Genomic DNA, 24,541 nt, shown 5'->3' on the forward strand with positions numbered 1-24,541 from the left:
CCCGCTCAACGCCCACCGCGCAACGCTGCGACTTTCTCGCTCAACGCGTTGCGCCGCTGGTCCTGTACACCCAACTGCGAAACCATCCACTGAACAACCATCGGCAGATTACTGTTAGCCCGCATCGGCTCATCGATCATCAATCCCGCATCGAGCGCATTGAAACCGGCCTCCAGCGCATGCTCGCGCTCCCCCGCCCGCTCCCAGCACACGGCGCTCATGCGCCACGCCTCGACCGTCATCAGCCCGTCCTGAGCGGCCGTAGTCGACGCCGCCGCACGCTCGTAGCAATACGCCGAGTGCGCGTAATCCTTGTGCGTCAGATGCACGCTCGCCTCGCCGAACAACCCGTTCGCAACGAGCTTGTGCCCCGCCGGATGCCCTGCCTCGACCGCGCGCATGCCGCTGCTGGCGGCACTCCGATACGCATCGATCGCCTTCTCCCGATCACGCCACTTCAGATACGCAGCCCCTGCAATCAGATGCACGACAACGCATTGATCGAACCACTGCTCACGCTCCGCGACCTTCAACGCCGCTGCACGCAATTCCTCCAGTCGAGCAGGATTACCGCCTTCGATCATCTCGGTCAGCATCACGAAATGCCGTCGAAACTCGCCGCTCGGCCCGCGCTCGCCCGATTCCGCCAGCAACTCACGTGGCACGCTCGCCATCGAGTACTTGCCGTGCACGATCCGCACCGCGGCACGGTGCCGTTGCATCAACGCAGCAAACGGCGCGATATCGATACGAGGCACGACGAAGCGCACGCGCTCGGCAAGCTGCGGCGCGACCGCAATAATCGACAGCAAATCGTCGATCCATCGCACCCATGCCGCATCATCCCGAACTTTCGCCGGCTCAAGCACGAAAACCATCGCTGGAAAAATATCCGGATGGTGCTGCATCAGGCTGTCGGCAACCGCGAACAGATACAGCAAGGGATTCTTGCCATCGTCGTACGGCGCTTGCCAATCGGCCCGCACCCCATGCGCATCGGATCCTTCACGCCGGCTGTCGTAGAACGCAATAAGCTCGTCCGTCAGCGCCTTTGCGTACTCCGCTTCATTGACGAACGACGCGCGCATCGTCCTGACCGCACACGACGTCTCGTCCTGAACCTGAAAATAGAGCCGCACGAGCTCCGCATCCGTCTCGTCGGTCTGCCAGATCATCAATCGCGCATCCTGCTCTTTTGCGAAACTCATCCAGTCCGTATGCGCATCCATGAACCTGCGTTCTATCGGATTGGTCGGCTGCCAGTTCTGCATTCGTGCGAGCCTCCGTTATGGATTCAGTTTCAGGATCGCGCCTTCGACCGTGTGTTCGCCGGTCGCCGACGACGTCACCGTCTTGCCGTTCACGCTGTGGGTGTTCGTGCCGGTCGACGCGATGTTGACGCCCTGGATCGTGATCGTGCCGTCACGCTTCATCACGATGCTGGACATCCCGCAGACGAGCGAAAGCTGATCGCCGGCGTTGACGAGCATCTGGTGCTGCACGTTCGTCGTATGGTTCTCGCCGACGTTGACGGTGTGCTCACCGCCGACCGTGTGCGTATGGGCGTTGGCAATCGTCGATGTACGTGCACCGATTTCCTCGGTATGCGACGACGCAACCAGCGTCTTCATGTCCTGCGACGTCGTTTGATACATCTGTCCGACATTCAGCGTCTTGCCTTCGCCGATCGTTTCAGTCTTGGCTTTCGCAACCGTCTCGGTATGTATTCCACCAATGGTCGCGTCGCGATTCGCAGCGATCGTCACGGTTTCGTTCTTGCCGACCGTTCGCGTCCGGTTCCCCCCCACCCCATGCGTCTCGTCCACCCCGATCTGCGCGACCCGGGTGTGCCCGATATTCACTGTCTCGTTCTGCCCGACGCTCCTTTGCCGGTTGTTCTTCACCTGCATCGTCTCGTCGTTCCCGACGGTGTGCGTATGGTTGTTCCCGACGGAAAGCGAATGATCGAGTTCGGTCTCGGCGTCGAAATTGCGCTCGGCATGCATCCACAGCTGCTCCGCGCCCTTCTTGTCCTCGAACCGGAATGCGTTGGCATGGTCGGTCGTCCCGCCCGGCGACGACCTTGACAGCATCCCGCTCTGCGTCGCGCTGCCCGGCAATCCCCACGGCGGCATCTTCTCGCCGTTGTAGACCCGCCCCGTCACGATCGGCTCATCCGGATCGCCGTTGAGAAAATCGACGACAACCTCATCGCCGACACGTGGAATCTGCACGCCACCGAAGCCACCCCCAGCCCAAGGACTCGACACTCGCACCCAGCATGACGAATCCTGATTGCTCTGCCCGTATCGGTCCCACCGGAACTGCAACTTCACCCGCCCATACTGATCGGTCCAGATTTCCTCCCCCGGCGGCCCGACCACGGTAGCCGTCTGCGGCCCGTTCGTCCGCGGCCGCGGCGTTTCACGCGGCGACCGATAAGGCAGGCTCGACGGCTGCACGAGCATCATCGTCTGATGCACCACAGCCTCCGCGCCCTGATCGCTCGCGTACGCGTTCTCCTGGAAACGGTACCGACACCGCACGATCAGGTACTCGCGGTTCTGATCGGCACGCGGGCAATGCGCTAGCGTGAACAGATAGCCCGGCGCGGCGCCGCGCACGTCGGTATCAGCATTTGCCCGCTCATGTTCGGCCTGCTGCTCCTCGAGCCGAACGCGGCTGTAATGCGCACCAGGCGCATCGTCGCGATACCCGCCCGGCCATTCGAAAGACGCAAAACTGTCGTGATCATGCCCACGCGGATCGACCTTCTGCGCGGAAAGATCGGCGCGCGGCTTCGTATAGTCGTAGTCGGTCGTCTGATGCTTGCCGACGCTCACCTCCTGCGCGGGCAGCCAGCCGTCGATGTGCTCCTCGTCGGCGATCGCGGTGCGATCCTGCGCGATGTACGGGATCGTTTCGTAGCCGGGCAACGCGACGTGGGACGACATCGCGTCGCACAGCACGAGCGTATGACTGTCGGCCGCGTGCCGGAAATAGAAATAGATGCCCTCGAACTCCATCAATCGCATCACGAACGCGGCGTCGGTCTCGTTGTATTGCACGCAGAACTCACGCGGCACGTACGCATCGGTCAGCTTGTTTTCGATGGGGAAGCCGTAAGGCGCGAGCACTTCCTGCACGATGTCTGGCACGGTGCGGTTCTGGAAGATCCGGCAATCTGAGCGACGCGTCGCGAGCCACAGCCACGGCCGCACGACCAGTTCGTAACCGTAGTGCCGCTCGGCACGCCGGCCGGCCAGCGTCGCGCGCGCGACGATCCCGTTCAGATAGCGCGTCGACAGGTCCTGCTGCTCGATCCGCACGGTCACGGGCTTGCCGAGCATGTCCTTCAGCGACAGGCTGTGGCTGTCAGCCAGAGCCTCGATCCGGAATTCGAACAGGCGGCCGAGTTCGTCGCTGCCATCGAGCGTGTGGAACTTCAGGTCGTCGCCGTGCGGGCTGTCGATTGTGAATACGCGATTCACGTCGTTCCCTCCTCGTCGAACCGGTAAGCGAATTCGCCGCCGGCGGCGCTCACCTCGATCGACGTCAGCGTGCGCCCTTCGAGCGTGGCTTCTAGGATCGCGCGACCGATCCGCGGCATCACGGTATGCGTGAGAATCGCGTCGACCATCCGGCCGCCGGATTCGATCGTCCGGCAGCGTTCGACGATCAGCGCGGTCGCCGAATCGGTGCATCGCAGCCGGATTCCGTGATGCAGGTCGATCCGCTTCTCGATGCGCCGCAACTGCAACTCGACGATGCGCGCAAGCGTCGCATCGGTCAGCGGGTAGTACGGCACGACGGTCAGCCGGCCGAGCAGCGCGGCGGGGAACACGTCGAGCAGCGGCGCGCGCAGTGCATCGGCGAGCGTCTGCATGTCGGGCAGGCGCTCGGGGTCGCGGCACAGCTGCATCACGCGATCGGCGCCGACGTTCGACGTCAACAAAATCACGGTATGCCGGAAGTCGATGTCGCGCCCTTCGCCATCTTCCATCCAGCCCTTGTCGAACACCTGGAAGAAAATCTCGTGCACGTCGCGATGCGCCTTCTCGATCTCGTCGAGCAGCACGACGCTGTACGGACGCCGCCGCACGGCCTCGGTGAGCACCCCGCCCTGTCCGTAGCCGACGTAGCCGGGCGGCGCGCCCTTCAGCGTCGATACCGTGTGCGCTTCCTGGAACTCGCTCATGTTGATCGTGATCGCGTTGCGCTCACCGCCATACAGCGTGTCGGCCAGCGCGAGCGCGGTCTCGGTCTTGCCGACGCCGGACGGCCCGCACAGCAGGAACACGCCGTGCGGTTTGGTCGGGTCGTCGAGCTTCGCGCGCGCGGTCTGAATCCGTTCGGCGATCAGTTCGACCGCATGGTGCTGGCCGACCACACGTTCGCCGAGCGTCTCGGCGAGCTTGAGCACGGCTTGCGTCTCGTCGCGCACCATCCGGCCGAGCGGAATGCCGGTCCAGTCGGCGACGACGGCGGCGACCGCATGCGTGTCGACGGCGGGCAGCACGAGCGGTGCGTCGCCCTGCATCTCGGCGAGCGCCTGCTGCGTGGCAGCCAGGCGGGACAGGACATCGACGCGTGCGTCGCTCGTGAGCTCGCTCGACGACTCGTCGTCGAGCAGCGCGGCACGCGATTCGACGATCGAGGCCAATGCGTCGCGCTCGGCTTGCCAGCGCGTGTCGAGCCGGTCGAGCTCCGTCTGCACGGTGGCAAGCTCGGCATCGATCGCGTCGCGCCGTGCGGTGTCGCCGCTGCCGAGCGCGCACTCGCGCGCGATCCGTTCCCGCTCGACGCGCAGGCCGTCGATGCGCCGGCGCGCGTCCTCGATCGGCGCGGGCACCGCGTGCTGGCTGACGGCGACGCGCGCGCAGGCCGTGTCGAGCAAGCTGATCGCCTTGTCCGGCAACTGCCGAGCCGGGATATACCGATGCGACAACGTGACGGCGGCCTGCAGCGCGTCGTCGAGCACCAGCACGCGATGGTGGGCTTCGAGCTTCGCGGCGAGACCGCGCAGCATCGTCACGGCGGCGGCCTCCTCGGGCTCGAGAACATGCACGAGCTGGAAGCGCCGCGTCAGCGCGGGATCCTTCTCGATGTACTGCTTGTACTCGGACCACGTGGTCGCGCCGATCATGCGCAGCAGGCCGCGCGCGAGTGCCGGTTTCAGGAGGTTCGCGGCGTCGCCGGTGCCGGCCGCCCCGCCCGCGCCGACGAGCGTATGGACTTCGTCGACGAAGAGGATCGCGGGCCGCTCGGACGACATCGCTTCGTCGATCACGCCACGCAGGCGGCTCTCGAATTCGCCCTTCACGCTCGCGCCGGCCTGAAGCAGCCCGATGTCGAGCAGGTACAGCGCGACGTCTCGCAGTGACGGCGGCACGTCGCCAGCGGCGATGCGCAGCGCGAAACCTTCCGCGACGGCGGTCTTGCCGACGCCGGCCTCGCCGACCAGCAGCGGGTTGTTCTGCCGGCGTCGCAGCAGGATGTCGACGATCTGGCGGATCTCCGCGTCGCGCCCGACGACGGGGTCGATCTCGCCTGCCCGCGCACGGGCGGTCAGGTCGACGGCGAAGCGCGCCAGGGCCGAGCCTTCCGCTGCTGGCATACCGCGCGTCGCGGCGTCGCCGGAGCCGGTGCCCGAGCCCGAATCGGCACGCGCAGCCGGTTGCGCCTCGGGCGAGCCGTCGACGATCGATGCGAGTTCGTCGGCGAGCACGTCGGGCACGATGCGCTCGAACTCGCGTGCGATCGCGTACAGCACGTTGCGCAACTGCGGCGTTTTCAGGATCGCGAGCAGCAGGACCGCGCCGCGAATCCGCGTCGCGTCGTATTTCAAGGTCGCATAGACCCACGCGCGCTCGACCGCGTCGTCGATGTGCACGGACAGGTCCGACACCGATCCCGCGCCGCGCGGCAGCCGATCGAGCGACGCGACGAGGCCGTGCTCGATCGCGGCCTCGTCGATCTCGAACCGGCGCAGCACGCGCTGCAGGTCGCCGTCGGGCCGCTGCAGGAGCTGCTTGAACCAGTGCGCGAGTTCCACGTACGGATTGCCGCGCAGTCTGCAGAATCCGGTCGCCTGCTCGAGCGTCTCGTAGAGGAGCGGATCGAGCTTTCCGAACAGGTTGACGCGGCCGATATCGGACATGACGGTTCCCGTTTAGGCGGTTTCGCGATGAAGGACGGCGCCGGTGCGCGGCGGGCCGCCACGGCGTGCGTCGTAACGGACGACGAGATCGCGCGCGGGGCCCGCGTCGAGCCGTTGCCCGAGCCACGCGGTACGGCCGAGGCCCTGCGACGCGCCGAGTGCGATCGCCGGCACCGCGTCGGCCGCCAGTTCGAGCTGAACGTCCCAGTCGAACTCGATGCCGACGTATTCGCGCACCCAGTGCGCGAGCTGCCGTGCGTGCGGGCCGCCCGGCAGGAAGCGCCGGTACGCGTCGAGCGACAGCGGTCCGAGCACGATCCGGAAATGCGACTGCGCGTCGCGCACCGCGATGCCGAGCGCGACGCCGCCGACGCGCAGGGTCGGCCGCGTCGCACGGATCACGCAGCGCTGCGAGCGTTCGATCGCGACCCAGCGCGACACGTGCTCGACGATGCGCGCATCGACGCCGAAATGGCGTCGCAGGATCTGCACGAGCCCTTCCGGGTTGCGCGTGTGCCGTACGAGATGACCCGCGTGGAAATAAAGCGCATGCGGCGCGAGCGTGTCGGCGGCCGTGCGTTCCGCATCGGGCTGCCCTGGCTGCCCGTTGCCATGCGCGGCGCGCCCGATGAGGCTCGCGACATACGCGTCGAACCGAGCGCGCCCGGGACGATCGAGGCTCACCGTCGGTTGCGCGTCGGCCCATGCTCGGTAGAACAGCAGGATCAGCCGGTGATGAAACAGGTCCGCGAACGCGGCGAAGGTCGGGTCGTCGTGCTGGGCTGCGCGCTCGTGCGCGTATTCGGTCAGGTGGGTCGGCAGCGGCCCGTTCGGTCCGAACAACCCGAAACCGTGGATCGCGATGCGCGGCAGCGTGGCGCTGCCGTCGCCATCGTATGCACCGGCCACCATCGACGCCGCGAACGCGAGCGACGGCTGTTGCCCGAGCCGCACCGGTTCGTCGCGCGGCCGCGCGGCATGGCCGAGCGGTGCACGGCCGGGCGACAGCGCGTCGAGCCAGCGCAACGCCTGGAACAGGTCGTAACCATGCGGCGCAGCGCGCAGTCGCGCCCACCATGCGTCGCGGCGTGCGGCTTCGGCGGCCGATCGAGCGCCGGGTGGCGTGCCGCGTTTCATATCGCGGGCCGCCTGCCGATGCGCGCAGGCCAGTGCGCGAGCGTACCGCGCTGCACGCTGGTCAGCACGCATTCGGCGAACGCATTGATCGATACATGCCGCGCGAAGAACTGTTCGAGCACCGCGCCGAGCAGGAACGGACTGTCGCCGGAGAATGCGTGATCGTCGACGGTCACGTCGACCTGCACGCCGCGCCCGAACATCAGCGGCCCGAGCGCCGGTAGCCGCCGGAACACCGGCGAGAACGCGACGCGCCGCACGCCGTCGATCTGCCGCCGCATCGCGGCATCGGCCGGGTCGGCGTGCAGGCCGAGCAGCTCGCGCAGCGCATGTGCGCCCTCGTCGTCGTCGAGATCGGTCAGCGTCTGCCGGGCGAGCCCGAGATGACGGATAAGCCGCCAGGCCGTCTGCGCGTCGGCGATCGGCGGGCGCGGCCGCGACGGGCCGCGAATCGCGGCGATACGCTCGACGGGCGCCGAGATGCGCAGCGTGAACGTGTTCGCATCGCCTGGCGGCAGCAGCAGCGCGAGATCGCGGTTGGTGCACAGGGTGTCAACGGACAGGTAGCGCATCGACTCGTCGTACGGGGCGCACTGGCTGTCGACGAGCGACACGTAGGTCTCGCTGCCGACGTAGCCGGTGCGCGTGCCGTTCGCGCGTGCCTGCGCGGACACCAGCCGAGGCTCGCGACGCATCGTGTAATACGCGCCGTAGTTGCCGTCGTCGCTCGCGAACGATGCATGGAACGGCCGGAATTCGCGCGACTGGCCATCGTCGCGCTGCTCGCTTGCGAGCCGCTGCACGGCATAGACCTCGTGATCGAGCGGCCGGCTGCGGTCGACGACGACATGATGCTCGCGCGCGCCCGGCTGCAACCGGATGCGGTCGCCGCGACGTGCGAAGAGGTTCACGGCCGGTGTGCAGTTCAGCGCCAGATGCCGCGCATCGACGGCCGCCTCGAGTGCGGCGTCGTGGCGGTCGAACAGCACGGTCAGCTCGCATTCGTCGCCGGTGGCGCGCGCGAGCGCGGCGCGCAGCCCGCCGACGCTGAAGAACAGGAAGCGCGCCGGAAACGCGAAATACTCGCGCAGCAGCCGGTAGCCGTGGAAGCTGCGCCCGTCGTCGGGCAGGATCGCCTGCGCCGGATCGAAACCCTCGTGGACGATCGCATCGGCGTCGAGCGTGTGCAGCCAGCGCGGCGGCTGCCCCGGGTCGTGGCAGACGACGCCGAGCGCATGCGCGGCGATCAGTTCGAGCAGGTGCAGCGCGTCGCGTTCGGGGCCCGCGAGATGAAAGGTCAGCCGCTCGAGCGGCAGTTGCGACAGCCTGGCGCCGCCGCGCGCCTTGAGCCGGATGCGCAACGCGCCGCGCACGTCCTGGCGTGCCGGTACGGCGCCGCGCGGCAGCCACGACGGCGCGCCGGTGACGGCCGCATCTGTCAGCTCGAGCGGCCACAGCGTCAGGTCGTGCGCGGTACGGAATTCGCATGCGGTCTGCTCGGATGCGGCGGGCCGTGCGCGCAACGCGGTGCCGGCCGGCAGCCGCCAGCCCTGCGCGAGGCTGCCTTCGTTCAGCATCGGTGTGAACCGCACGATCGCCATCGACGGCAATGGCGCGAGATACCCCGGATACACGGCGTCCAGCAGCGCCTGGGTGAACCGAGGAAACTCGGCGTCCATCTTCAGCTGCACACGCGCGGTGAGGAAGCTGAAGCCTTCGAGCAGCCGTTCGACGTACGGATCGGGCGGCCCCGACTCGGTGAGCCGCAGCCGCGCGGCGATCTTCGGGAACTGCTGCGCGAATTCGTCGCCGAGCTCGCGCAGGTACGCGAGTTCGCGGTTGTAGTAGTCGAGCAGGCGCGTATCCATCGTGTCAGTTTCCCGCCGCCGACCGCAGCGACATCGCGCCCGTCTCGAGATCCAGGTCGGAGCGCAGCACGAATTCGACCGGATGCGGGATCGACCACAGCGTGCCGCGAATCTCGAACAGCAGCACGTTGTGACGCCGTTCGCCGGCGCGCCCGTCCGATGCATCGGCGAAGCTGCGGACCTCGACGCTGTCAGGCGCGATGCGCGGCTCGAAGCGCACGATCGCGTCGCGGATCGACGCCTCGACCGACATGCGCTCGACGCCCGACATCGGCTTGCCGACCAGCGGCCGCATCCCGTAGTTGAGCACCGAGGCCTGCGCGTGCGCGAACGCGGCCCAGTCGACGAAGCCGTCCTCGGCGTTGCGTGTATTGAGCAGCCACGCGAGATCGCGCAGCACGGCGGCGCGCAGGCGCTCGGCGCCGATCCCTTGCGTGCCGGGCAGATCGGCCGTGCGCTGCGGCGCGTCGTCGGTCAGCCGGTCGAGCAGCGCGGGCTGCAGCCGGTCGCGCATGCCGCCGTGCCGGCCGGCGCGGGCTTGCGGGTCGTCCATCGTCATCGCTCCGCCGTCACATCTCGGTGTTTTCCTTGATGTTCCAGCCGACCGACACCTCGGCGCCCTTGCCGCCGTTGTCGTTCTGCTGCCAGTACTGCTTCTTCACCTTCGCGGCCTGGAAGCCGTAATGCATCATCAGACGGTCGGCCGCGTCTCCCGGATCGATGCCCGCGACCTGCGCGGACGTGACGAGCACTTCCTGCAGCGTCACGCGCATGAACTCGATCTGCGAGCCGCCGGTCTTGCACGCGGAAATCTCGACCTTGGGCAAGTGCTTGCCGCTCGCGCAGTTCTTGATGATCGCGGGCGCACCCTTGTCCATGTACGCGGCCACGACGAGATCGTTGAAGCTCGCCTTGCCCGCATTGCCGCCGCTGCCGCTCGCCATCGCGCCCGGCTGGCTCGCGCCCCACGTGAACGACTCGATGTCGGTCCAGCCCTTGTGCTGCGCGTCCGCCGATTCGCCGGTCACGCCGTCCACCTTCATAAACATTGCCACGCCCATTGCCGTCTCCGTTTCGGTGCGAAATCAGGTTGAATGCCGGATTGAGTGCCCCTTGCCGCTCACTCGTTCGCCGCCTTCGCGGACGGCAGCCGCGAGATCAGCCGCAGCGACACGGTGAGCCCTTCGAGCTGGTAGTGCGGTCGCAGGAAGAATTTCGACGTGTAGTAGCCGGGGTTGTCCTCGACCTCGTCGACGACCACCTGCGCGGCCGCCAGCGGCTTGCGCGCCTTGGTCTCCTGAGACGAGTTCACGGGGTCGCCGTCGACGTAGTTCATGATCCAGTCGTTGAGCCAGCGCTCCATGTCGTCGCGCTCGCGGAACGAGCCGATCTTGTCGCGCACGATGCATTTCAGGTAGTGCGCGAAGCGGCAGCACGCGAACAGGTAAGGCAGGCGGCCGGACAATCGCGCGTTCGCGGTCGCGTCGGGGTCGTGATACTCGGCCGGCTGGTACAGCGACTGCGCGCCGATGAACGCCGCGAAATCCGAGTTCTTCCGGTGCACGAACGGCATGAAGCCGTTCTTCGCCAGCTCGGCCTCGCGGCGGTCGCTGATCGCGATCTCGGTCGGGCATTTCTGGTCGATGCCGCCGTCGTCGGTCGGGAAAGTGTGGCTCGGCAGCCCTTCGACCGCCCCGCCCGACTCGACGCCGCGAATCGACGAGCACCAGCCGTACAGCTTGAACGAGCGGTTGATGTTCGCGGCCATCGCGTAAGCCGAGTTCGCCCACGTGTAGCGGTCGTGATTCGCGGCGTCGGTGTCTTCCTCGAAGTCGAATTCGTCGACCGGATTGGTGCGCGCGCCATACGGCAGCCGCGCGAGAAAACGCGGCATCGCGAGGCCGACGTAACGCGAATCCTCCGACTGCCGCAGGCTGCGCCAGCCCGCGTATTCGGTGTTCTGGAAGATCTTGGTCAGGTCGCGCGGGTTCGACAGCTCCTGCCACGAATCCATCTGCATCAGTTCCGGCGACGCGCCCGCGATGAACGGCGCATGCGCGGCCGCCGCGATCTTCGACAGCTCGCCGAGCATCTCGACGTCCGGCGGGCTGTGATTGAAGTAGAAGTCGCCGACGAGGCAGCCGAACGGCTCGCCGCCGAACTGACCGTATTCCTCCTCGTAGATCTTGCGGAACAGCGGGCTCTGGTCCCACGCGACGCCCTTGTAGCGCTTGAGCATCCGTGCGACCTCGTTGCGCGACGCCGGCAAGGCCTTGATCTTCAGCAGCTCGTCGGTCTCGGTGTGCGTGACGAGGTAATGCAGGCCGCGCCATGCACCTTCGAGCGTCTGGAATTCGTCGTGATGCAGGATCTGGTTGATCTGCTCGGACAGCTTCCGGTCGATCTCCGCGATGATCTGCTTCACGCTGCCGTATGCGTCGGTCGTCATGCCGACCGTATGTTCGAGCGCCTGCTGCGCGAGCGTGCGCACCGCGCGCTCGACCGACTCTCGCGCCTCGGCGGTCTTCGGCTTGAACTCCTTCTGCAGCAGCGCGGCGAACTCGCCGTGCGCGACGGCCGGCTGCGCGGCGTCGCGGGTGTCGCGTACATCTGCGCGGGACTGGACGGGGTCATTCATCGCGGGCCTCCGGTTGGGTCGCGTCGCCGGCGTGCGCGTCGGCGCGCGGTTCGCGCACGAGCGTCTTCAGCAGGTCGGGATCGTTGATCGCGCGCTCGATGAGCTGCTCGGCGCCGTGCTTGCCGTCCATGTACGACAGCAGGTTCGACAGCTCGGTGCGCGCATCCAGCAGCCGGCGCAGCGCGTCGACGTTGCGCGCGATCGCCGCCGGCGAGAAATCGTCGATCTGCTCGAACGTCATGTCGACGTTGAGCATCCCTTCGCCCGTCAGCGTGTTCGGCACCTGGAACGCGACGCGCGGCGCGACCGACTTCATCCGCTCGTCGAAGTTGTCGACGTCGATCTCGAGGAACTTGCGCTCCGGTAAATCCGGCAGCGGCTCGGCACGCTTGCCCGCCAGGTCCGCGATGACGCCCATCACGAACGGCAGCTGCACCTTGCGCTCCGCGCCGTAGGTCTCGACGTCGTACTCGATCTGCACGCGCGGCGCCCGATTGCGCGCGATGAACTTCTGTCCGCTGCCTGTCGCCTTGGTTCTGTCCGTCATCGTCCGCTCCTTCACATCGATCAGATTGCGTGTACGTCGCCGCCGCCGGGCGGCTTGCCTCATTCGCTCCGTTCGCCGCTCAGCAAGTCCAGCTTCGGCAGGCTCTCCGGCGCGAGATCCCGGATGATTTCGTAGAAGTCGAGCGCAAGCAGCCGCTGCGCGCGCCGCAGCAGCAGCGGCGCCGGGTGGCTCGGCTCGTGCAGTTCGAAATAGCGGCAAATCTTGTCGAGGCCGAGCCGCACGTCGTCGCGGCTCGCGACCTCGGCATCGCGCCAGGCCTGTCCGTTCGGCACCGTGGCCGGCGCGGACGCGGCGTGCGCGGCGCCTGGTGCGGCCGGCATTGCCGGAATCGAACCGTCCGCCGGCCCTGCCGCTTGCACCGGTGCCGGCTCCGGCATTTCGCGCACGATGCGTTGCAACGCCTTTTCCGTATCGCTCGCATCGGGCGACCATTCGCTGCCGAGCCGGTCCGTGACGCGCGCGCGGATCGCGTCCAGCGCACCCAGCACCGCGCGCACGGCGTCGATCGGCACGCGGCCGTCGTCGCGTGCGGTCGACAGCGCGGCGACCAGGCCGTCGCGGCTGCCTGCCGACGGGCCGCCCGTTTCGTCGCGGCCGTCGAGCGCGCGTTCGGCGTCGCGCACGCTCGGGCCCCCGTGGAACAGCGGCTGACGCCGCGCCGCGCGCGCGCATTCGTGCGCGCCGGCGACATCGGCGAGCGCGTTCATCCGCGGTGTCGGATCCTGTTCGCCGTCGGCGTCCAGGCGCGGGTGCAGGTCGTCCCACCAGCGCTCGATCAGGCCGGCGACGACCGCGAGCCCGTCCGCGTAGCCCGGAATGCCGTGCTGCTCGGTCCAGCTGCGCGCGAGATGCGCGGCGACACGCAAGTCCTTCGTCCGCTCGCTCAGCGCGAGCGCAAGGCGCTCGACCGCTCGCCAGTCGGGCGTCTCGGCGGGAATCACGGTGTCGCCGTATTGCTGCTCGGCGCGCGGTGTCGCCCGCTCCTGAAGCTGCAGGAAATCCGCGTCGTATTCGAGGTTCGGGCCGCACGGGGCTTCCGGCGAGAGGTCCGCCAGCAGCCGGCCGATCAGCTCGGCGCGCGGCGTCGCCGCCGGCAGGCCCGGTGACGGCGAGGACAATGCGGCGGCGGCCAGCGCCGCCTGGCTGACGTCATTCGAATGCATAGTCGATGTTGACCGGTTTGCTGCCGAAGTCGATCGCCACGGTGCGGTGCAACGGCGGCAGCGAGCCGTTGCGGATCTCGATCTGATAGACACCCGGTGTCAGCGACACCGAGCGCAGCGGCGGGCTCGCGCCGCGCCGTGCGCCGTTCACGTACACGTCGCCCCACGGGCGCACGTTGAAGCGCACCTGAACGGTTTCCTGTTTCGGCGGGCGCTGCTCGGCGGCCGATGCGGTGATCGCGGCGACGGCCGTCGCCGCTTCCGATGGCGATGCCGACGCGGGTACCGGTGCGCTCGACGGCGATGCAGCGGTCTCCGACGGCGGCACGTTGACGATGCGCTCCGATGCGTCGAGGCTGCCGGCCGGTGCGATGGTCGCGCTCGAACCGGCTTGCGACGGCGTGGCGCCCGCGATGTTCGTGGCGGGCGTGGCGACCTGCGGCGCGGGAACGGCAGCCCCCGCGGCGGGCGTGCTGGCCGGAGCGGCGGCGAGCGTTGGAGGCGGCACCTGCGCGGACGATCCGCCCGGCATACTCGACGGCGGCACGACGATCGGCGTCGGGCCGTGCTGCGCGAGCATCGCGTCCGACGCGCCGGCCGAGGACGCGACGCCGGCCAGCGGCTGGCTGGCGCCCGTTTCCGGTTCGCTGGCGACTTTCGCGGGACGCGACAGATAGGTCGCGGCGATGCCAACGACGATCAGTGCTGCCAGCGCGCCACCGACGTAGGTCTTCGTGCGCCGGTTGCCCGCTGCGATGAACGATGGGCGGCGCGGCGGGCGGGTCGGCGGCGATGCACCCGGCGAGGACGTGGATGCGCCAGCGGCGCCAGCAATCGGCACTGCCGTTCCGTTCAGGTTCCCGATATCCGTTGCACGGCCCTGCCCGCTGTCCGCCAGGGCGCTTGCCGATCGCATGCCGGCGTCGCCATGCGCTTCGGTCTTCGAAGTCGACCGTTCGTCGTCCAACGCTTCCTTTGCACGCGCCTCATCACTTTCACGTCCGCCGGATCGCCCCGTTTTCGCGGAGGGCGACAACGCCTGCGATACGGATGACGAAGCAGTTGAAGAAGCGGACGAAGCCGGCGAAGCCAGCGCTCCCGCAGCAGCAGCCGACGCCAAAGACCCGCCATCTTCCGGCTTGTCGCCAGCCCCGGCGGATGCAGTAGACGGCGTACCGGAAGTGCTCGGCTGGCCTTCCGCCCGCTCAGGCTGCGACGACCGCACATCCGTCGTTGCGTCGTCCGATGCCGTCCCGCGTTCACCGGCCGACGCCGCAGCAGCAACCCCGGCCGACGTTTTTCCCGTCACCGCAGACGCACCCGAAACACCGGAGGCCACCTTCCCAGCTCCGCCTCCCCCGGCATCGGCCGTCGGCGGCACAACGGCCGCACCATACCCGCCGCCCGTCGGGTCGAGATCGCGCAACCCGAGTTCCGCCGCGAACGCCGCGACCGACTCCGGCCGATCGGGGATCCGCAACTGGAGCGCGTGATCGATCGCCGCCAGGAACGCCGGGCTGTACACCTCGCCGGCCGGCAACTCGCGCGACGCGAGCGGCCGGTACGTGTCCTTGATGCTGCGCACGACGGCCGCGGGCGGCAGTTCACCGGTGATCAACGCGTGCATCACCGCGCCGAGCGCGTAGAGATCCGTCCACGGCCCCTGGCTGAACGCGGGATCGTCGGTGTACTGCTCGATCGGCGCGTAGCCGGGCTTGATCATCATCGCGCCGTCGTCGACGAGATCGCCGATCCGCTTGCGCGCCGCGCCGAAATCGAGCAGGATCGCGCTGCCGTTCGGGCGGATCAGCACGTTGTCGAGCGCGACGTCGCGATGGAAGCACTGCGCGCGATGCAGCGTGTCGAGCGCGCCGAGCAGCGCGCCGACGATGTTGCGCAATTGCGTCTCGCTCATCCGCACACCGCCGTCGAGCAGCTGCTTGAGCGTGCGCCCCTCGTAGAACGGCATCACCATGTACGCGGTGCCGTGGCTCTCCCAGAAGTGCAGCACCTTCACGAGCCCCGGATGGTCGAATTGCGCGAGCAGGCGCGCCTCGTTGAGGAACGCGCCGCGTCCCGCGTCGAACGCCTGGGCGAACCGCTCGGAGCGCAGCGACACCGTGTAGTCGCCGCCGCGCGTCGCGAGCATGGACGGCATGTATTCCTTGATCGCGACCGCGCGCCGCAACGTGCGATCGAACGCGCGATAGACGATGCCGAAACCGCCGATGCCCAGCACCTCGTCGAGCTGCAGCTCGCCCAGGCGATGACCGAGCGGCAGCGGCCGCACCGTGAATTCGGGTGCGTCGCCGCGGGTCGCCGTGTCGTGCTCGTTGTCTCTCGATGAAGGGTCCTTCATGTCTACCTCGCGATACCGCATCCGTATTGCCTGCGTTGCCTGCCTCCGACCGCCGACCGGCACCGTCAGCTACCGCCGAACAGCGTCAGGAACAGCGCGTTGTCGGGCGCGCCCGTATGCGCATGCGTGCGCAGCGGCGAGCCGTCGGCGCGATTGGTCCACCAGAAGCTCGTCCCGCCGTGCGGATCGAAATAGCCGGACAGCCCGGGCCATGCGGCGAGCGCCGGCCGCTCCGGCAGCGACGCCGGGATCGCGTCGACCACTTCCGCCGTCAGCCCGTCGCCCGGTGCGAGCCGAACGCGGTCGAGCGTCTCCTCGAGGTCGACCGGCGCGCGCGCATGCCGGATCGCGTCGAGCAGCGCATGGCCGATCTGCCAGTAGAACGCGTCGGCCGCGTCCGGCAGCCCGTTCCAGTAATCGGCCGCCGGCATCGGCAGCGTGACGATCACCGGGTAGTAACGCCCGACGCGGTCGCAGCTCGGCGCGAGGCAGCCAGCCTGTACGCACGACGCGCCGGCGCCCGCCGGCACCAGGAAATTCCAGACCGGCGCGACCGTGTAGTGGCGCGCGATCTCGTCCGGGCCGCGTTGGCGCATCGCGGCCATCCCCTGCTGCAGCCAGCGTTCCCACCACTGCGCGAGCGCATGCGGCAGCCGGCTGTTCACGAAGTCGCCGGCGCCGGGAATCTTTCCGTACCAGGCCGGGGCGTCGCCATCGGCGCGCGCGAGCGGCGGGAGGCGGCTCATTGCTTCGGAGGGCATGTAAAGGACTCCATCTGGGGCAGCCTGAACGGATTGCGGACACTGCCCGCATTCACCTGCAGCACGATCGGTTTGCCGTCGACGGTGAAGCGCGCGATCATCTGGTCCGAACCCCGCCCGGCCGACACGGCGGCGCGGTCGAACAGCCGATGCAGCGCCCACGGCCCGTCGGTGGTGAAGCCGTCGGTCGCGCCGGCCTGCCCCGACACCTGCAAGCGGACCTGGTTGCTGCCGCGCGTGCCCGGCCAGTCCACCGCGCTCTGCACGAGCGGGCCGTGCGCATAACGGACGATCTGGCCGTCGACGTCGAGCACCATCTCCGTGAGCGACGGATCCATTTCGAGCGGCTGGATCTGCACCTTCAGTTGCGCGGTGCGTGCGCCGCCGCCGAAGTAGACGTCGCGGATCACCGCGGCTTTCTCGAACGACGAAAGCATCGCGGCCGCCGCCGGATCGGCATCCGCATTGCGGTTCGCGAAACGCCACGGGCGCGACGTCGTATCGACGATCGACTGCAGGTTCTTCTGGAAGAAATCGTCCATCAGGCCGCCCGGCGCGAACATCTGCGCGAAATCCGCCGGTGCGACGTCGCGCGACGATCCGCGCGCGAACGGATAGCGGCCCGCGATCGCCTGCCGGCAGAAATCGCCGACGTTCGCGCCGGCCCGCTGCGCGACGCTGCGCTGCTCGACGGTCGCGACGCTGCCGTTCGCGACGTTCGACAGGTCGTCGAGCACGTCGCGGAATGGCGTGGGCAGCCGCCCGGCCTGCGCGCGCAGCCGCGCGGGCGCGTCGGACGGCGGCGGCTGGGCGCCGCTGCGCAGCGCATCGTCGGTGGCCGTCAGGTACGTATAGAGCGCGTCGATCGACTTCAGCACCGCGTCGAACGCCTGCGCCTGGTCGCCGCTGCCCGGCGCGAACGCGCGCAGCCCGGCGAAGTGGTTGTCGACCACCTGCTCGGGGCTCGCGGGCGCCGCGGCTGACGGATTCGCGTCGCTCGCGCCCTGCCCCGCGAAGATCTGCGACAGCGAACTGCGCGCCTCGTCGACCTTGTCCTGCGCGCGCGACGCGAGATTCCGACCGCCGCCCGGCGCATCGCCGAGCGCCGTGTCGCGCGCGAGCGCGATCATCAGCCGGGTGAGCGGCGAATCCGCCGACGACAGCGCGCGCGCGACCTGGATGCTCTGCGCGAGCGTCGCCGTGCGCTGCAGCTTGATGTCGGCGAGATAGTCGTCCCAGATCTTCAGATAGTCGTTCAGGTACAGCTGGCGGATGTCGCGCGCCCATGCGGCGGCGTCGTTCGGCCCGGGGATCTCGGACAGCCCGAGATTCAGCACCCACACTTCCTCGCGCCCGTATGCGTCGACTTCGCCTGCGAGGCGCGGCGCGAACACGTTCCGGTAGCCGTTGCGCGTATACAGGCCCGGCACGCCTTCCGACAGCGGCTTGCCGCTCTGGCGGCGGAACACGAGCGACGCGTCGGGCCCCACCGCGCGCGCGACGCTGAAATCGAACGCGGACGTCGCCGGCCGCAGCGTGCGCGTGAGCTGGCGATATAGCCGCTGCGAGAACGGCACCTGCCGCAGCCGGTCGCGTACGTCGGCCACCAGCCGCTCGTTCATCGGATACGGCGACACGGCCACCCGGTTGCCGAACAGCGCGGCAAGATGCGCGCGCAGCGCCGAGCGTTCGGCCGGCGAGAAATCGGGCGGCAGCGAGCGCTCCATTTCCAGGTCGACGACGGCCTGCACGAACGCGGGATCGTAGTGCGCGCTGTCGTACAGCATCAGGTAGGCCTTCAGCGCCGCATACGCATAGTCGGTTTCGTCCGGCCGTGCATCGCTCAGCGCGGCCTCCATCCGGCGCGCGGCAATCGGCAGCAGCACGTCGTCGAGCGCGCGCCGGTACACGACGTCGACGGCCTCGTCGATCTTCTCGCCCTGAAAGAGCCCCCAGCGGTACGCGAGCGGCGGATGCGAGCGGTCGACGCCGCCGGCATTCGCGAGCCCGCCGAGCGCATCGAGCACCGGCAGCAGCCGCGCGATGTCGGCCGCATCCGAGAACTTCGCGCCGGCGATCTGCGCATCGACGGCGGGCACCTGCTGCGCGATCCGGTCGAGATACGCGCGATTGTTCGCGTAGCTGCGCAGCCAGGCAGCCAGCACGACCACGCTCACGACCGCGAGGAGCGCATAGCCGGCGATCTGCAACACGCGCCGCTTCTGATGCCAGCGCAGGTCGCTGCCGGCGAGCGCGGCTTCGCGGAAGATGTGTTCCTGCAGCAGCGACTTCAAAAAGAAACTGCGCCCGGTCGAGCCGACCTGGGCGACCGGCGGCATGCCCTCGATCTTCAGGAAGCGCTTGATGCCGCTCATCACGCGGTCGAACGCGGTGCCTTCCTGTGTGCCGCTCGTCAGGTACACGCCACGCAGCATCGGCATCGGCTCGAAACTCGACACGGAAAACACTTCGGCGACGAACTGGCCGAGCATGTCCTGCAAGTCGGCGACCTGCTGCGGCAGCAGGTACGCCATCTCGCGCTGGCGCGCATCGGTCTGCGTCGCGAGCAACTCGGGCAGCCCGTCGTTCAGCCGCTGATGCAGCAGCCGGTATTCGCGGTCGAACGCGGCACGCAGGTCGAAGCCCGGCGCCTCGCTCTGCGCGAGCGGGAACGTGAAACCCCACACCTGCGCGCATTCCGCGCGGCCGAAGCCGCCGAAATACTCGGCGAAGCCAGCCAGCAGGTCGGCCTTCGTCACGAGCAGGTAGACGGGAAACCGGATGCCGAGCTGGGCGCGCAGCTCGAGCAGCCGCTTGCGCAGCACCATCGCGTGCTGTGTGCGCTCGGCTTCCGACGCGCCGACCAGGTCGGCGACGCTGATCGTCAACATGGCGCCATTCAGCGGCTGGCGCGTGCGGTACTTCTTCAGCAGCTCGACGAAGCCTTTCCACTCGGCTTCGTCGAGTGCGCGATTGCCTTCGTGGGTGGTGTAGCGGCCGGCCGTGTCGATCAGCACCGCGTCGTTCGTGAACCACCAGTCGCAGTGCCGGGTCCCGCCCACGCCGCGAATCGCGGCACGGCCGAACTGCTCGGCGAGCGGAAAACTGAGCCCGGAATTGACGAGCGCGGTCGTCTTGCCCGAGCCCGGCGCGCCGATAAACACGTACCACGGAAGCTGGTACAGATACTGGCGCGACATCCGGTCGAACCAACGCGCCAGCCCCTTGCGCGCGGTGTCCGCCTGCCCGAAGCGGACTTTCTTCAGCAGCGCCGCGGCCTCGTCGAAGCGGCTGCGCAGCTCATCGAGCTGGGCCTTGGCCGGATCGTCGGCGTTGGCCGGCCCGGGCGCGGCCTCGCGCAACTGGTTCAGCAATTGCGCGTTCAGGCGGCTCGCGTGCCAGCTTCGCCACGCCACGCGTGCGCCCCACGCGGCGAACAGCACCGCGATCGTCGCCGCGCGCACCCAGCCGCTCTCGAGCGGCCGGATCTCGGCGAACGCAAACAGCGGCCCGGCGAGCCACACGAAACACGCGAGCACGACGAGACCGACGAAGGACCAGATCTCCCGCGACGGCAACGGCCGGATAAAACGCGCGACAGCCTGGTTCATGTCAGTGCGCTCCCTGCGTCGCGCCGACGGCGGCACTGCCGGGCGCCGGCAGCAGCGTGATCTCGACGCGCCGGTTCAGCGCGCGGTTCGCGGGCGTATCGTTCGGCGCGACCGGATCGAGCGTGCCGCGCCCCTCGGCCGCGAGTCGCTCCGGACGGTCGAGGCGCGCGGCGATCATGCCGCGCACGGCCTCGGCGCGCTCGCGCGACAGGTCCCAGTTCGACGCGAAGCGTGCCGTATGCACCGGCGTGTCGTCGGTATAGCCGGTCACGCGCACGTTGCCGGGAACCTGGTTCAGCGCATCCGCGACGCGTGCGAGCACTGGCGCGTAACGGTCGATCACCGACGTCGAGCCGGACTTGAACAGCCCGTCGCCGCGCAGCACGATCACGCTGCGATCCGCGTCGTCGCGCACCGCCACGAGGTCGGCTGCGATCTCGGGCGCCAGGAACTTCGCGACGCGCGGCGCCGGCGCCGGGCGCGGCGGAGCCTGAGCAGGCTGAAGCTTCGGTACGTGCAGCGCATCGATCGACGCGAACAGCCGGTCCGAATGCCCGGCCAGCGCGATGCGCAGCCCGACGAACACGCCGAAGCCGATCAGCAGCGCGAGCGCCACGCAGACCCATAGCGGCACGACGAAGCGACGCGAAACGTCACGCGTGACGACGTCGCGCCAGTGCGGCGACAGCGCGGGATCGAATTCACCGCGCACCGAGCGGATCGTGTGGGCCAGTTGCCAGCGCAGCGCGTCGAGCTCCGCATGACCGTTGTCGAGCACCCGATAGCGGCCTTCGAAGCCGAGCGCGAGACAGAAATACAGCAGCTCCAGCAGGTCGAGGTGCTGGCGCGGCTGCTGGGACAGGCGTTCGAGCAGGTGGAAGAACTTCTCGCCGCCCCAGGTTTCGTTGTGAAACGACACGAGCAGGCTGTGCGACGACCACACGCTGCCGCCCCAGGGCGTCAGCGCGGCTGCTTCGTCGAGCGCCGTGCACAGGCAGTAGCGCGCGCCGATGATCGCCTCCGACGGCACGCCGGCTTCCTGCGCGCGCGCCTCGAACTGACGGATCTCGACGACGAGATGCTCGCGCAGCCACGCCGGGTTCGGATGATGGACGGTCGAACGGATCTGCGGCACGAGATTGAGCAGCGGGTTGGCGGCCGCGACGAGCGGGTTCGTGCCGCTCGCGGCCCAGCGGCCGGGGCGCGGCTGCGTGGCGGTCGGCCCCGCCGCACCGGACGCGGCCGGCGGATGCATGCCGCCCGGATTCGGCGGCACGAATCCGCCTGCGCCGGCGGAAATCGAATCGGAGGAAGAATTCATCGCGCTGCCCGCCCTCACCCGCGAATCGCCCAGAACTCCATCGAGAGCCCCGGAAATTCGCCGGCGAAATGAAATGCGAGACCGCCGGAGCGCGCCAGCTGCTTCCAGAGGTCGCTGCCCTTGTCGATCTCGAAGTACGTATGACCCGCGTGGTACGGGATCTGCCGCGGCGCGACCGGCAACTGGCGCATCGTGATGCCCGGCAGCTGCAACTGCACCAGGTCGCGGATCCGCTCGACCGGGCCGAGCTTTGCCTGCGCGGGAAACCGCGCGCGCAGGCTGTCGGCCGGCACGTCCGCGCGCACGGCCAGCACGAAGCCGGCCGTGTCGCGCAGCGCGGGATCGGCGAGCGTCGCGACCCGGATGCCGTTGCCCGCGTCGTGCAGCTCGATCTGGATCGCGTTTTGCTCGAGCACCGTCGACAGCGACCGGCGCAGCTCCGTCATCAATTCGGCGAAGCTCGTGCGCAAGTCGTCGTGCACGTAGACGGCGAGCGATTGCGGGCGCCGGCCGGCCGCCGTGAACGTGCTGAGGTCGCATGCGAGCTTCAGCCAGTCGCGGAACAGCGCCTCCGGATGCGTCGCGACGTCCTGCTGCGCGTGCCAGGTCAACGCCAGATAGCGGTTCACGAGCTGCAGCAGCAGGAAATCCGCGACTTCCGATACGCCACCGCGCCCCGGCTCCGACAGGCGCTCGGCCAGCGCGTCGCTGCGCTGCGTGAGCAGTCCGTGCAGCTCGCGCGTGTACGCGAGCAACGCCGCATCGCGCTGCGCGACCAGGCGCGGCGGAATGTAGCCGTCGTCGACGAGCAGCCGCGCGTCGGTGCGTCGCTCGACGATCCGCACGACGCCGAGCGCATGCCAGTCGCCGGTCAGCTCGGAGTCGAGCATCAGCCGGACGTTCAGGCGCCCCGTTTGCAGCAGTGCGGGCCCGAGCGCGACCGCGTTCGCATCGGCCACTTCGTATTCGCGCACGACGTAGCGCGCGACGTCCGCACCGCCGCTGCCGCCAGCGTCCGCGCCGAACGACACCTCCTCGCCGCCGCCGCGCCACAACGGCAGCGCGAGCACGACGAGCTGGTCCTTCGCATCGGCCGGCACGTCGAGCGGCTCGGGCAGATCGTCGGGATGCGACAGATCGAACGGCGTGCCGTCGCGCATCACGCCCGCCGCCGCGCGTAGCGCGACCTTGCCGAGCGCGAGCTGCTCGCGGTCGATCTCGAGCGTGTCGAAGCCCCAGTAGAACCCCTGCAGCGGCAGGCAGCGCAGCGCGACGTACCGTTCCCAGTGCCGTTCGAGCTGCTGGAAATGCTGCGGCCGAAGGAACATCCCTTCGGTCCACACCACGCGCTGGCGCAGAGCGGCGACGGGCGTCGCGGACATCGTCGGTTCAGTCATGGGCGCCCCCGCGTGTCGTTCAGCGCGAGACCGCCGTTCCTGACCGCGATCGACAGCTTCAGCTCGCCGGGCGACGTCTGCCAGAACTTGTATACGTTGAGCTGCTTCGCGCGCGGCAGCGGCACCGTCAGGCGCCAGCGGTTCTTGTCGAGCATCCGGTATTCGGCGATCACGCCGATCGCGCCGGCTTCGACGTTGCCGCGGTAATGCAGCGTGCGCGACTCGCCCGGGCGCAGGATCACGCGGTCGGTGCCGAGGAGGTCCGCGCCGAGGATGTTCTCTGGCTTGTCCTGGAGCGAGAAGAAGTCGGCGCCGTCGAACGCGGACGCCGCGCGCAGCTGGAACACCTTCAGCACGATCGGCGAAGGTTTGCGGTTGAAGTCCGGATTGACGTCGGGCGCCACGTCGACCGTGATCGCATACGGCACCGCGGCGGCACGCTCGGTGGCGCCGCATCCGGGCAACAGCAATGCACATCCCAATACGATGAACCCGCTCGACCGCCAGCGCATATTTCATCCTCGCAGCGCAATAATTCCCCCGTCGATTTCCGTACGCGAAATCGACACCTCGAATTAAAAGGGGACAATTAATTGACCGGTAATTATGTGGCTTGCATATCCTTCCGCTCAAATTTCATTCGGCAATTTATTCTTGTAAAAAGCCGGGTCAAATCGCCAATTACGGGACGGGATCAAGATCGGGGAAATGACGATGAATTGAATTGATTTCGGTCATTTTTAAAAGGCGCGTTAATTCGACCGGTTCGCCACGGCGGCCCGGTTCTATTGCATGGACACTGGCCGCATGGACGCTGAACCCAAGCCTGACGGCCGTCGGCGGCGGGTGGTTACGCCCTGCGGGTCGTGTCACGCTGTTTGCGTTGCCCGAACGGAGGGCCGGCTTTTCCGATCATTGACCTGCGCCGGGCAAACAACTGACGAATCCCAAAAGCACAGCGAACTATAGAATCGATTTTATGGATTAACAAGTCGAAAACCCGGAATCGATTTGAGCGATAACTCGAACGCAATTTCCAAAATGAAACAAAACGTAACGGCGACATCACCCGCCTTGATTGGCACTAGAATCCAACAGCGCTTGTGCGCCACCTTCCAATAACGCAAACATTTCATTTCAGAATGAAAGGCCATTCATCGATCGTGATTTTCCTCGGCGCCTTGTTGCTGGGAATCGGCGGGTGCGGTACGTCCCCTACGCAGTCGGCGGCGCGCGCCGCGGTCGACAGCGCGCGCGCGGCGTATGGCGCGGGCGACTACGGACGCACGATCGCGATCCTGAGCCGGGCGAAGGAGATCGACGGGGCCGATACCGACACGCAGGTCTCCGCTCACAAGTTGCTCGCGTTCAGCTATTGCGTGACGAACCGCGTCGCGCAGTGCCGCGCCGAATTCTCGAAGATTCTCGACCTCAACCCGCGCTTCGACTTGTCCCCCGCCGAGAAGGGACATCCGGTCTGGGGGCCCGCGTTCGAGTTCGCGCGCCGCAGACATGCGTCGTCATCCTGACCGAACCGGATTCCCCGCGAGCGTTTCCT

Annotated in this window: 17 protein-coding genes; 1 reads left to right on the forward strand and 16 read right to left on the reverse strand. The window is 68.2% G+C overall.

The genetic code is table 11. The features are described from left to right. Positions 1-5 precede the first annotated feature (5 nt). From BTE28158_RS08790 to tssJ, 16 genes are all read right to left on the reverse strand, one after another. Entirely contained in the window at positions 6-1,271 is a 1,266-nt protein-coding gene (locus tag BTE28158_RS08790) for a hypothetical protein (RefSeq protein ID WP_151048536.1), read from the reverse strand. Positions 1,272-1,286: 15 nt separating this feature from the next. Then, positions 1,287-3,491: a type VI secretion system Vgr family protein gene (locus BTE28158_RS08795; protein ID WP_151048537.1), complete on the reverse strand. Its 2,205-nt coding sequence runs from the start codon at positions 3,489-3,491 to the stop codon at positions 1,287-1,289. Further along, positions 3,488-6,160, reverse strand: a complete 2,673-nt coding sequence (gene tssH, locus BTE28158_RS08800) for a type VI secretion system ATPase TssH (protein WP_151048538.1) — start codon at positions 6,158-6,160, stop codon at positions 3,488-3,490. The genes BTE28158_RS08795 and tssH overlap by 4 nt, the downstream gene beginning before the upstream one ends. Before the next feature lie 12 nt (positions 6,161-6,172). Then, positions 6,173-7,297: a type VI secretion system baseplate subunit TssG gene (tssG, locus tag BTE28158_RS08805; RefSeq protein ID WP_151048539.1), complete on the reverse strand. Its 1,125-nt coding sequence runs from the start codon at positions 7,295-7,297 to the stop codon at positions 6,173-6,175. Next, positions 7,294-9,165: a type VI secretion system baseplate subunit TssF gene (tssF, locus tag BTE28158_RS08810; protein ID WP_151048540.1), complete on the reverse strand. Its 1,872-nt coding sequence runs from the start codon at positions 9,163-9,165 to the stop codon at positions 7,294-7,296. Before tssF ends, tssG begins: the two co-directional genes overlap by 4 nt. 4 nt (positions 9,166-9,169) lie before the next feature. Continuing rightward, positions 9,170-9,718: a type VI secretion system baseplate subunit TssE gene (gene tssE, locus BTE28158_RS08815; RefSeq protein ID WP_151048541.1), complete on the reverse strand. Its 549-nt coding sequence runs from the start codon at positions 9,716-9,718 to the stop codon at positions 9,170-9,172. A gap of 16 nt (positions 9,719-9,734) precedes the next feature. Further along, complete coding sequence (locus BTE28158_RS08820; protein ID WP_057927224.1) at positions 9,735-10,226, reverse strand: Hcp family type VI secretion system effector; 492 nt, start codon at positions 10,224-10,226, stop codon at positions 9,735-9,737. A 59-nt stretch (positions 10,227-10,285) separates the two neighbouring features. Next, a complete protein-coding gene (gene tssC, locus BTE28158_RS08825) occupies positions 10,286-11,803 on the reverse strand; it encodes a type VI secretion system contractile sheath large subunit (protein ID WP_124624102.1) in 1,518 nt (505 codons plus the stop codon). Next, the gene (gene tssB, locus BTE28158_RS08830) at positions 11,796-12,350 is read right to left on the reverse strand and encodes a type VI secretion system contractile sheath small subunit (protein ID WP_151048542.1); all 555 of its coding nucleotides are present in this window, start codon (positions 12,348-12,350) and stop codon (positions 11,796-11,798) included. The genes tssC and tssB overlap by 8 nt, the downstream gene beginning before the upstream one ends. Before the next feature lie 59 nt (positions 12,351-12,409). Continuing rightward, a complete protein-coding gene (tssA, locus tag BTE28158_RS08835; protein ID WP_174919811.1) occupies positions 12,410-13,534 on the reverse strand; it encodes a type VI secretion system protein TssA in 1,125 nt (374 codons plus the stop codon). Continuing rightward, positions 13,521-15,893 carry a serine/threonine-protein kinase gene (locus tag BTE28158_RS08840; protein WP_151047939.1) on the reverse strand — a complete coding sequence of 791 codons (2,373 nt, stop codon included), beginning with the start codon at positions 15,891-15,893 and terminating at the stop codon, positions 13,521-13,523. Before BTE28158_RS08840 ends, tssA begins: the two co-directional genes overlap by 14 nt. A 65-nt stretch (positions 15,894-15,958) precedes the next feature. After that, positions 15,959-16,654 (reverse strand): type VI secretion system-associated protein TagF, encoded by a 696-nt coding sequence (gene tagF / locus BTE28158_RS08845; RefSeq protein WP_151047938.1) that lies wholly within the window; start codon positions 16,652-16,654, stop codon positions 15,959-15,961. Then, the gene (gene tssM, locus BTE28158_RS08850) at positions 16,636-20,265 is read right to left on the reverse strand and encodes a type VI secretion system membrane subunit TssM (protein ID WP_151047937.1); all 3,630 of its coding nucleotides are present in this window, start codon (positions 20,263-20,265) and stop codon (positions 16,636-16,638) included. Before tssM ends, tagF begins: the two co-directional genes overlap by 19 nt. Before the next feature lies 1 nt (position 20,266). After that, positions 20,267-21,586, reverse strand: coding sequence for a DotU family type VI secretion system protein (locus BTE28158_RS08855; protein WP_151047936.1), 1,320 nt, complete (start codon positions 21,584-21,586; stop codon positions 20,267-20,269). A 14-nt stretch (positions 21,587-21,600) separates the two neighbouring features. Then, positions 21,601-22,983, reverse strand: coding sequence for a type VI secretion system baseplate subunit TssK (gene tssK / locus BTE28158_RS08860; RefSeq protein ID WP_151047935.1), 1,383 nt, complete (start codon positions 22,981-22,983; stop codon positions 21,601-21,603). Next, positions 22,980-23,495 (reverse strand): type VI secretion system lipoprotein TssJ, encoded by a 516-nt coding sequence (gene tssJ, locus BTE28158_RS08865; protein ID WP_124900828.1) that lies wholly within the window; start codon positions 23,493-23,495, stop codon positions 22,980-22,982. Before tssJ ends, tssK begins: the two co-directional genes overlap by 4 nt. 630 nt (positions 23,496-24,125) lie before the next feature. On the opposite strand from tssJ, the gene BTE28158_RS08870 reads away from it, so the two are divergent. After that, positions 24,126-24,512 carry a TssQ family T6SS-associated lipoprotein gene (locus BTE28158_RS08870; RefSeq protein WP_151047934.1) on the forward strand — a complete coding sequence of 129 codons (387 nt, stop codon included), beginning with the start codon at positions 24,126-24,128 and terminating at the stop codon, positions 24,510-24,512. Positions 24,513-24,541 lie beyond the last annotated feature (29 nt).

The organism is Burkholderia diffusa, assembly GCF_902499115.1.
Lineage (GTDB): Bacteria > Pseudomonadota > Gammaproteobacteria > Burkholderiales > Burkholderiaceae > Burkholderia > Burkholderia diffusa.